Source organism: Microcoleus sp. AT8-A3, assembly GCF_036705675.1.
Lineage (GTDB): Bacteria > Cyanobacteriota > Cyanobacteriia > Cyanobacteriales > Microcoleaceae > Microcoleus.
Window position 1 is genome coordinate 1 of the sequence record NZ_JAUBVD010000131.1, and the last position, 3,129, is coordinate 3,129.

Annotated in this window: 2 protein-coding genes and 1 pseudogene; all 3 read left to right on the plus strand. The window is 40.4% G+C overall.

What is annotated here, in order from left to right; translation table 11 throughout:
• Positions 1-265: 265 nt before the first annotated feature.
• A complete protein-coding gene (locus QUB51_RS30165) occupies positions 266-1,486 on the plus strand; it encodes a hypothetical protein (RefSeq protein WP_333058646.1) in 1,221 nt (406 codons plus the stop codon).
• A 161-nt stretch (positions 1,487-1,647) separates the two neighbouring features.
• Positions 1,648-1,914, plus strand: a complete 267-nt coding sequence (locus QUB51_RS30170; RefSeq protein WP_333058645.1) for a hypothetical protein — start codon at positions 1,648-1,650, stop codon at positions 1,912-1,914.
• Between the two features lie 146 nt (positions 1,915-2,060).
• Positions 2,061-3,053 (plus strand): annotated as a pseudogene (locus QUB51_RS30175) (IS4 family transposase); the annotation flags it as partial.
• Positions 3,054-3,129 lie beyond the last annotated feature (76 nt).

The following is a 3,129-nucleotide window of genomic DNA, read 5'->3' on the forward strand; positions in this document are numbered from 1 at the left end:
TTTTTCTAATTAACTATTTTTATCGATTTTATCATGATCTTGCCTCTGTCTCACATTTATTTGAAATGACTATAAATAGGGTTTTGTCTTGCTTTTGAGTGAGAAATACTCTTAATCGAGCGCCCATATATTAATTACCTCACTAAATTTCTACCTTTCTTTATGTATCTTAACATAGTTTTGTTTTTTTTCGCCGACCTACTTAACACTTCAATTCAAGTTAGGCGTCAAGCGAGTCAATAAAGCCTGCGGATGTTACCTGACAATGCAAGGGATTACTGATGCTTTGAGGAGGGCTCACCTAGTCGCTAGCGCTTTAGAATCACTAAAAACCGAGTCTCAGTTCTTGGCTTGGTATGATGATGTGATTATAGAAAAGAACGTCATCAAAAATGATTTGATGACGTTCGGTGAGGCGATAGCAAGAGTAGAAAAAGAATATTGGGATGGACACACAAAGCGTCGTCAACCTCGCGACAAGAACAATCCTAGCCATCAATATAGTTGGCGATGTGTTTACGGACACTATTTCAAGCTATTGCCACAAAACACAGTCCTGAACCTGGCAGACATTCTACTGGTAGTTCACAGCAAGCAAGTAGGAACTAAATGTTTCAAAAACTGCTTGTGCGCTATGCGTAAGCTTGCTGAGACTGTTGGCAACACTGACTTGCTTATTCGGCTTAAAGAAATTAACGGCACGCAGACACAGTTCAGAGAAGACCTTCAGTCTATATCAGTGGATGAATTTTTTAAATTTCACGAGGAAGTTTTAGCTATCTCCGATGATAAGCGGTACAACTTAGAATCACGCAAACGATGGTTGTGGGTATTCTCAATGCAGGTGGTGTATGGTTTTCGGGTACATGAAGTGTTCGCGATACAGAACGTCAACGAACCGTTTAAGACAAAAGATGGCATTACTATTCCGGCACTGAGTGAACCAAGTAACACGAAAATGATTGCCGTAGTAGGGGAAAAAACCAAGTTGGAAACTACGACTAAGACTGGCTACCGATTGTGTGTGCCAATGCTTCCTCCTACTCATTCGGATTTAATCGAACGCTTGGGAATCAAGTTAGGAAAATTGCCTGAAGTTAGGTTGACATCGAACAATCCAAAGACAATTTCTGGTGCATATAATGACCGTGCGTGGGCTACTTTGAAAAGATGGAATAAAGGTTTTACTCAGTCTCACGCTTTACGTCACCTAGCTAATCTCAACGGTCAAATGGCAGGGATGTCCCAGGAAACAAGAGCTAAAAGCTTAGGACATTCAACACAGATGAATGAAGGTACTTATAAAAAACGAGCCAATACTAAGACGACAATTGACTTGCTAACTCATTCAACAAAAGAAGCTATCCCTTTAGGTAGTGCTATTGGGGTACTTAAACAATTGGGTAGTGACGGGAAAAGTATCAAGCTGCTAGCTGCTATTTATGGCATTACGCCCGACGAAGTGATGGAGTTGCTTGCCGAATAATTTGAAACAAAACTTTACACTTCCTGTGTTGACAAGGAAGTGTAAGTCTGCAATCGTGAGTAACTAAGGAAGATTGATGCGCGACTGCTAAGCACTGCAAATGCTTAACAAGTCACGACTTCCCCAAATCGTTATCTCTCAACGTTTGGAGCCTATAAATTATGCCACTTTCAGCCGATTGTCCTAACGGACGATCGCAACTCTTAATGTTTCCCCGTCGCGAGTTATTGCAAAAAATCGCATCGGCCGCTTTGTTATTTTTTGTGCCACGTCCTCAGTCAGTCTTTGAATTTCCCAAAAAATATCCTGCACCGCAGTTTAACGTCGGTGACAAAATTCTCAGTTTTTGGCCTGATAATGACGAGGCTATTTCCCCTGAGTTTGGCGAAATAGTTGGAGTCTGTTGGCATCTATTAGTGACAAGTTAAGGTGAGGGGTAAATTGTCAAGGGGGTATTTACATTGGTTAAAAAATAGATGAAACTCAGAATAGGCAAGTAGTTGAGCAATTATGACCAGCCATGACCAAGACCAGAACTACCAACCGGGACCACGCGAAAAAGAAACAACGACCACTGATAGAGGATGAAGTAATTGCCCAGCAACTAGAAGCATTACTGACACCAGCCATGCTTTGGGAGGAAAATTCCTACCGTCAGCTAAAACTTCGAGACCGAATTCTCAACTTGCCATTGATGATGGCTGCGGTCTTAACCTTACTATGGCGAGATGTGGCAGGGGTAAGAGAGCTGACCCGAATGTTAACGAGAGACGGCTTTCTGTGGTGTAATCCCACGTCCGTCAGCCAACAAGCACTCTCACAAAGATTTTTGACCTTTACGGATGAGCTGTTTGAACAAGTATTTAAGGATTTCTTACCGCGTTTAAGAACAAATTGGCAGAGGAGAAATCAACGAACCTTACCAGAAAGTATTCAGTTTACATTAACAAGATTTGAGCAGATTTGGATTATAGATAGTTCAATATTAGAGGCATTATTTCGGAAATTATCAAACTTAGAGTCAGCTAAAATAGGACAATTGGCGGGGAAAATAAGTACAGTAATTGATCTAGTAACTAGATTGCCAGTCGAAATTTGGTTTACCGAAAATGCGAAAGAATCTGATGTAAAGCTTGAAGAGAATATCCTCAATTTAGTCAGCAAAAATACGTTATTACTATTAGATATAGGCTTTTATCACTTTAGTTTTTGGTTAAGATTAATTGAGCAAAAGGTTAACTTTATTACCCGAATAAAGAAAGGAGCCGCCATCAAAGTAGAGGAAGTATTTACCGATAGTTATGGACTGCGAGACCGTAAGATACGTTTGGGGTCTGGAACGAAGAAAACTCCGTTTATTACCTTACGTTTGATTGAAGTTCGTTAAGAAAAAACCTGGCATTCTTATTTAAAAAGTGTGCTAGAGCCAGAAAAATTACCCCCTTAGGTAGTAGCAGATTTGTATCGAAGACGTTGGCGGATTGAAGAAGCTTTTAATATTGTAAAAAAGCTGTTAGATTTAAGCTATTTATGGACGGTTTCAATCAATGGGATTAAATTACAGATGGGAGCATCCCGGTTTTGCGCTTTTGATCATCAAACGGATATTGATCCGTTAAGGTAGGCGCACCGAAGCTTAAGCA